This is a genomic window from Kribbella sp. NPDC006257, assembly GCF_040613535.1.
Classification (GTDB): domain Bacteria; phylum Actinomycetota; class Actinomycetes; order Propionibacteriales; family Kribbellaceae; genus Kribbella.
Genome location: NZ_JBEXSJ010000026.1, coordinates 109461 through 116173, shown reverse-complemented (window position 1 = coordinate 116173; position 6713 = coordinate 109461). Strand labels below are relative to the sequence as shown.

Here is a 6713-nt window from a genome sequence, read left to right as displayed (position 1 = left end):
TATCTGAACTTGGCTCTGCTGAACGCCATCGCGAGGGCGTCTTGGGGAAGGGGTCCGTAGCCTTGGAGTTCCCCGCCGGTGCAGATCGCCCCGGTGGCAAGCGCTTCGGCTTCGGCGTAGGTGCAGTGGATGACGACCTGGATCGCCACCGCCGGGTTCAACCCCGACTCCGGCGGTACCGAAACCCCACCCATACCGACATCCGTGAACCGATCCGCGGCGTCCCCGCTCGAGACATTTTCGGCGGTCGTATTCGCCATGCTCGAACTCGTCGTGGCAGCCGCGACCGGCGCTTCTGCGGCTAGCGCGTCCTCTCGATCAGACCTTGCCCAGGCGTCCGTGCTGGTCCCGCCGTAGGCGGTGGCGCATGTCTCGCCGTCGGCAGTGCTGCTGATCGCGCTGTCGATGTTGGTGCTTGTGTCGCCCGTGGCGGGTCTGCGCTCGTCGCTCGAGGCGTTCTCGGCCTCCGCGGTCGCGTCGGAACGCGGGGCGCCCGGGCTCGCGACACAGGCGACATCGGTGGTCTCGCCTGCGGCGGGCACGAGCTCGTCGCCCGAGGTGCTCTCGGTCGGCTCCGCATCCGAAGGCGCGGTGTACCACTCGGGCTCAGCGCCGGCGGCAGACTCGGCGTCAGCGTCGCTCGTGTGGGCGTCCGCAGTGGGGCCGGCGTTGCAGGCAGGCTCGTGATGGACGTTGCTCGTGTGAGTGTCCGCGGTAGGGCTGGCGTTGCGGGCAGGCTCGGGGTGAGTGTTGCTCGGGTGTCTATTTGGGGTGGCGCTGCTGGCAGGTTCGCCGTTTCCGGTGGTGGTGTGGGGATTGGTGGTGGTTTGGTCGTTGCCGAGGAGGCGGTTGACGGCCAGGTCGGTGCGGAGTTGGTTGAGGTTGCGGGGGTCGCCGTCGCGTCGGAGTTGTCTGGCGCGCAGGGTGAGAGCGGCCATGATCGCGGTGATGTCGATCGCGGAGGTGGAGACGACGAGGTCGGAGGTGCCGCCGTTGTGGGTGACGGTGTAGGTGGTGCGTTCGTCTTGGCGTTGGGCGTGTAGCAGCGATTCGTACTCGGCGAGGACTTTCTGGGTTTCTCGTTGCGCGGTCTTCTTGATCCGCCGCCATCCGTAGCGGCGTCCCCAGGCCAGCACGATCGCCTCGACCGCGGCGCGCAGGTCGTCGTCGACGATCAGCGCGAGTTCACGGGCGATGTGCTGGGCGGCGGCGACCGGGATCCCACCGACCCCCAGCAACCGCAGCGTGGTGGGGAACCGGTCGACCAGGACCGCGGCCCGGTTCAGCCACAACGCAGCGGTTTTGCGGTGCGCGCTCAGGGTCAGGCCGAGCTCGTCGGTCACCGAACGCAGCACGTCACCTGACCAGCGCCGCTCGGTCGGACCGGCAGGGCGGTCTCCTGGTCGTGGTGATTCGTGGCCGAGATCGGCAGAGGTGCCGGACAGGGCGTAGTGGAAGGCGACCATCGTCTCGGCTTTCCGGGCGGCCAGTGCGGACTCCAGTTGCTGGATCGTCGACAGGTGTTCCAGCAGACCGTCGGCGTCGAGCAGCGCGATGTCCACGCTGGCTACCGAAGCCATCGTGGCCACCATCTCCGCAGGGCTCTCGAACATACGCTCGATTATAGACCCAGCAACGACTCGGGAACCAATCGCGAGCGAGGCCTGTGGACAACCCACAAACCCAACCCTGCAAGGAAACGCGGATGCCCCGAAGCCCTGACACGAGGACCCGGTAAGCAGTTTGGCGGCAACTTGCGACGAGACCATCAGAGATGGCTGAACCGAACTGCACAGATCGCTGGCGGCAGCGACGCTGCCTGGCTGCCTGGCCGATCTGAGCTGGAGCACCCAACACCCCTCAGGTGGCGGGACCCGACGAGACTGCAAGGTACCGACGCTCCGCTGGAGTGCGCGCTGAACGCAGGGAAGTCGAAGACGGTCGCCCATCTAGTCGCGGTCTTCGCCGGACGGATCTGAGGCAGGGGCGCGGCTCGGTCGGGGTGTCCGCTCGTGTGAGTGGTCGGCGCCGCGTTGATCGCGGGGCGACGCCGGCACTTGCGCGCCGAGGGTGGAGCCGTCCAACCGGATGAGGAGATCCGGCGACGGCGGGCGCCTTCATTTCAGCGGGAGACGTAGGACCCCCGGGTTCTAGGTCGGGAGCCGGAGGGCGAGTGACCGAGGAGCGAGCCGCCGAGGCTCGTGGGTGCTTGGCTAGGCGAGAAGGAGGACTGCGTTCCGAGCGATCGCCCGGCGCGGTTCGCTTACGGCAACATGTGATCGCGCGATCCGGGTGCGATCACCAGCGGGCGACGTAGGAGCCCGCGTCCTGGGGTGGGTGGGAGAACCGGAGGGTGAGCGACGCAGGAGCGAGCTGCGGAGGCTCGTGGGTGCTCTTCTGGTTGCGGATGAGATCCTGAGCGCGGAACGACATCTAGGAAGGGTGCGGATGGTCAAGGTTGGGGTGTTGGGGGCCAAGGGGACGATGGGGTCTCAGGTTTGCCGGACGGTTGAGGCGACCGAGGGGCTCGAGTTGGTGGCTGCGCTTGACCAAGGGGACGACCTGGAGCAGCTGACGGGTGCTCAGGTGGTGGTCGACTTCACCCGGCCTGAGGTCGTGATGGACAACCTGAAGTGGTGCATCGAGCACGGGATCCACGCGGTCGTCGGTACGACGGGGTTCGATGCCGAGCGCCTCGAGATTCTCCGGAAGCAGCTGGCAGACCGTAGTACCGGCGTACTGGTTGCTGCCAACTTCTCCATCGGTGCGGTGTTGATGATGCAGTTCGCCGCGAAGGCCGCGAAGTACTACGAGTCGGTCGAGATCATCGAGCTGCACCACCCGAACAAGGTCGACGCACCATCCGGTACTGCGCGGCGCACGGCGGAGCTGATCGCGGCTGCCCGGCAGGAAGCCAAAGCGGTGCCGATCCCTGACGCCACCACGACCGCGCTCGACGGCGCGCGAGGTGCTGACGTCGACGGGATCCGGGTGCACGGGATCCGTCTCCGCGGGCTGATCGCGCACCAGGAGGTGCTGTTCGGTGACGTCGGTGAGACGCTGACGATCCGGCACGACTCGATGGACCGCGAGTCGTTCATGGCCGGCGTCGTGATCGGGATCCGGCGGGTCGTCGACACCCCGGGCCTGACCGTCGGCCTCGAGCACTTCCTCGACCTGGACTGATGAGACCGGCACTCGCCCGACCTGGAGTGGCATGACGGCCAAGCGTTCCGTCGTGGTGATCGCGGTGGTCTTCATCGCGTACGCCGTGCTGCTCGGCTGGCGCGGCGTCTTGCTGATCGGCACCGGCGACCCGGTCGCGATCGTGCTCGGGGTCGCCGTGCTGGTGATCCCGCTCGTCGGGTTGTACCTGGTCTGGCGGGAGATCCAGTTCGGTCGCCGGGCCGAGGCGCTCGCGCACGAACTGGCCGAAGCCGGCGGCCTGCCCGTCGATGATCTCCCGCGAAGGCCGTCGGGGCGGATCGACCGGGCTGCGGCCGACGCGGCGTTCACGCAGTTCAAGGAAGAGGCCGAGGCGGCGCCGGAGGATTGGCGGGTCTGGTTCCGGCTCTCCACGGCGTACGACGCGGCCGGCGACCGCAAGCGCGCCCGCTCCTCGATGCGCACCGCCATCGCCCAGCACGACCAGGCACCGCACGATCCGGCCTGATCTTGCCCGGAATCGGGGAGTTTCCTGTGAGTTGCCGAGGAACGAGCCGTTCCGCCTGACAATCCGGGCGGGTACGGGATACCTTCTCAGTGACGCGGCGACCGCCGTGTCGACAGGTCGGAGACTGGGTGGAGCCGTCCTTTGCCATCAGACGGGTCTCGCCGCGGCTCGGACGACGTGCAGGGCACTGGCTTCGGTGACTTGCTCCGACGGCACCGGCGCGACGCCGGACTGTCCCAGGAGAAGCTGGCCGAACTGGCCGGCCTGAGCGTCGACGCGATCGCGGCGTTGGAGCGGGGACGCCGTCGTGCGCCCAGACCGCACACGTTGCGGTTGCTGGCGGACGCACTGCGGCTCGGTGCGCCCGATCGCGCCCAGCTGACGGCTGCCGCCCGGCGCGATGCCGACACCACTCGTTCGGTCATGCGGGTGCCGCCGGTCGCGGCCAACGAGCTGATCGGCCGGGCCACCGAGGTCGAGGAAACCGCCCGGCTGATCGGCGAGCGAGTCACCCGGCTGCTCACCTTGAGCGGCCCCGGGGGAGTCGGCAAGACCCAACTCGGCCTCGCCGTGGCAACGCTGGTAGGCCATCGGTTCGACGACGGCGTCTGCTGGGTGCCGTTGGCGCCGGTCTCGGATCCGGCTGCCGTGACACCGGCGATCGCCGCTGCGACCGGGTTGCATCCGCTGGACAGCGGGCGGCTGATCGAGGAGATCGCCGAGCAGATCGGCCGCCGAAGTCTGCTGCTGGTGCTGGACAACTGCGAGCACGTTCTCGCCGACGCGGCCGCTGCCGTCTCAGTGCTGCTGGAGTGCTGCCCGAATCTCACCGTGCTGGCGACGAGTCGCGAGCTGATGCGGGTGCCGGGCGAGAGCGTGTACGTCGTACCGCCGCTTGCGCTGCCCGAGAGTGACGAGCAGCTGGACACTTCGCCGGCCGTGCGGTTGTTCGTCGATCGCGCGACGGCGAGGGGGCATCAACCGAGCGGGCAGATCGACCAGGTCGCGCGCGTGGTGAGCCGCCTGGAAGGGATGCCGCTCGCCATCGAGCTGGCCGCGGCGCGGACGAACGTGCTCACCGTAGAGGAACTGGCAGCCGAGCTGGAGTCCTCATTCGCGATCCTGGCGGGTGGATCCAGTACGGCGGGTCCTCGGCAGGAATCGTTGTCCGGCGCGATCGGCTGGAGCCACGCGCTGTTGACGACCGCTGAGCGTGAGTTGTTCGCGAAACTCTCGGTCTTCGTGGGCGGCTGGTCGCTGAACGCCGCCGCCGCCGTGCTTTCCGGGCAGGTGGTGCCCGGGCCGCTGGAGCGCGCCGGGGCGCTGGACCTGACCAGTCGGCTGGTCGACAAGTCCTTGATCCGGGTTTCGCGCGATCGCGGCATCGGGCGGTACGACATGCTCGCGGTGATCCGCGAGTTCGCCGCCGGCCAGCTGGCCTCGGCCGGGCTGGAGGAGGAGACCGCGCGGAACCACGCGGGGTTCTACATCGCACTGGCCGAAGAGGCCGAAGCCCATCTGCGCGGGGCGAATCAGGGCGACTGGCTCGATCGGCTCGACGGCGAACTGGACAACCTTCGCGCGGCGATGGCCTGGGCACTGCGAACCGGCGCGGTGACCGAAGCGGTTCGACTGGCCGGTGGGTTGTGGTTGTTCTGCTATCTCCGCGGCCACTACGCCGAAGGCAGCGACTGGCTCGAACGCGCGTTGAAGCTGGCCGACAAGGGTGACACCGAGCTCGCGCCGTACAAGGCCAAAGCTTGTCTCGGGGCAGGGATGCTGGCGTTCCTGCAATGCGAGTACGACGTGGCGACGACGCGCTTGGAGTCGGCGCTCGCGCAGTACAAGGAGCTCGGCGACACTGCCGGTACTGCGCTGGTCATGCAGCGGCTCGGCGGAGTGGCGCGCGAGCGCGGCGACTATGTGACCGCGGAGAACCTGCACTGCCAGAGCTACGACCTCTTCGAGAGCCTCGGTGACCGCTCGGGGATGTCGTGGGCGCACAACCAGCTCGGCTTCGTCGCCTGGCTGCGTGGCGACCTGGAGATCGCGGCGCGGCGGTGCAAGCGGGCCCGGGACAGCTTCCGGGTGCTCGGCGACGGCGAAGGCCTGGCCTGGTCGTTGATCAGCCTCGGCACGATCGCGCAGTACGCCGGGGAGCTGGCTGAGGCCGAGGAGTTGCTGCAGGAGAGCCTGGCGTTGTCGCAGCGGCTCGGGTATCGCGAAGGCGTGGCCTGGTCGCTGAACCAGCTCGGCATCGTCGAACGGCGACGCGGACTGACCGAACGAGCGGTGCACCTGCTCGACGAGAGCCTTGCCGAACACCGGGACCTGGGCGATCGCTGGCGCTCGGCGAGTGTGCTCGAGGAGCTGGCGACCGTGGCCCAGCAGCGGAACCGGACGGAGTACGCGGCCTTCCTGCTCGGCGCGGCCGACGGCGTCCGTGAAGTCATCGGCGCCCCGGTCCCGGAGATCGAGAAGGCCGATCTCCAGCGGACCAAACAGGCCATCGAAGCGAGTCTGGACCGGCGCGCCTTCCGCGCGGCTTGGTCCGCCGGCCGCCATGCACCGCTGGCGGCCGTCGCCGACGGCTATCCAGGCCCAACCTCGGAAGTCGACCGCTCCTTCCGGCTCTAGGTCATCAGCCGATGCGTACCCATCGACCCGATGACCAGCCTGGGCACAGAAAAAGCCTCGCGAGGCACCACGACCTGGGGGATCGAAGGTACCCCGCGAGGGATCTGCGGCCGGGAGCGGTCATCGCGCCGTTACCTGGCCCGGCCGGCTGTGGCCTCTGTCTGACCCCCCAGGCAGTCCCCCCACCTCACAGCCGGCCGAAGCCACGTCGGCGATGATCCCCGCTGCATCGAGCCCTCCCGGTCGACGCTGACGGTTCTCCCGCGCTGACTCAAGATTGTCGTGGTCACGCTCTGTCGCACAGGGACGGAACCCTGACATCGCCCTGACAAACATGTCCTGACAACGAACGCCTCGCCACGATCTTGCCGATCGTGACGAGGCGTTTTCTCTCCGTGCTGGA

The 6713-nt window shown here is 68.6% G+C and carries 5 protein-coding genes; 3 read left to right on the top strand and 2 right to left on the bottom strand.

Annotated features, from left to right (window positions below):
• A partial coding sequence (locus ABZ004_RS27970) for a hypothetical protein (RefSeq protein WP_355684043.1) occupies positions 1 to 1613 on the bottom strand: 1613 nt, incomplete at its 3' end.
• 685 nt (positions 1614 to 2298) lie between these two features.
• Positions 2299 to 2433, bottom strand: coding sequence for a hypothetical protein (locus ABZ004_RS27965; protein WP_355684042.1), 135 nt, complete (start codon positions 2431 to 2433; stop codon positions 2299 to 2301).
• A 15-nt stretch (positions 2434 to 2448) separates the two neighbouring features.
• Here ABZ004_RS27965 and dapB point away from each other — a divergent pair, with 15 nt between their 5' ends.
• From dapB to ABZ004_RS27950, 3 genes are all read left to right on the top strand, one after another.
• Positions 2449 to 3186, top strand: coding sequence for a 4-hydroxy-tetrahydrodipicolinate reductase (gene dapB, locus ABZ004_RS27960; RefSeq protein ID WP_355684041.1), 738 nt, complete (start codon positions 2449 to 2451; stop codon positions 3184 to 3186).
• Positions 3187 to 3217: 31 nt separating this feature from the next.
• On the top strand, positions 3218 to 3673 hold the full coding sequence (locus tag ABZ004_RS27955) for a hypothetical protein (protein WP_355684040.1): 456 nt from the start codon (positions 3218 to 3220) through the stop codon (positions 3671 to 3673).
• 141 nt (positions 3674 to 3814) lie between these two features.
• Complete coding sequence (locus ABZ004_RS27950) at positions 3815 to 6310, top strand: tetratricopeptide repeat protein (protein WP_355684039.1); 2496 nt, start codon at positions 3815 to 3817, stop codon at positions 6308 to 6310.
• The last annotated feature ends 403 nt before the right edge of the window (positions 6311 to 6713 follow it).